This window comes from Clostridium sp. AM25-23AC (assembly GCF_003435125.1).
Lineage (GTDB): Bacteria > Bacillota > Clostridia > Lachnospirales > Lachnospiraceae > Pilosibacter > Pilosibacter fragilis.
Genome location: NZ_QWGI01000030.1, coordinates 1 through 470 on the forward strand (window position 1 = coordinate 1; position 470 = coordinate 470).

Genomic DNA, 470 nt, shown 5'->3' on the forward strand with positions numbered 1-470 from the left:
AATGTCCTTGCAAATAGTTCTTTTTGAGATTTATTCGGGTAGATCCGAAAACGGTACACGATGTTCACTCTTCTTTTCTCCCTGTGTTTCTATGTACTGGCGGATAACCTCAATGGGTGCACCACCAGCACTTAACAGACAAAAACTCTGGCTCCAGAACATTTCTTTCCAAAGCTTCTGCCGAATCTCTGGATACTCTTTTTTTATCAATCGGCTGCTTGCGCTTTTATACGCATTGATAAATTTGCTGAGTTCCGATTTCGGATGGGCCCGGAACATGATATGAACATGATCCCGATCATGATTCCATTCCTCTAATGTAACATGATACTTCGGAGCGATATATTCAAAAATCTCCCGGGCCCGATCAGAAACAGGATCCGTCAGTATCTTTTTTCGGTATTTTATAACCAGAATCAAATGATAATAGAGTAGAAATACTGAATGCGCATTACTGTCCAATTTTCTCA

At 40.4% G+C, this 470-nt stretch carries 1 pseudogene; it reads right to left on the reverse strand.

Features of this window, described 5'->3' with window-relative positions:
* Nucleotides 1-30: 30 nt before the first annotated feature.
* Nucleotides 31-465: pseudogene (gene tnpA, locus DW677_RS14775) on the reverse strand (IS200/IS605 family transposase); the annotation flags it as partial.
* Nucleotides 466-470: the final 5 nt, after the last annotated feature.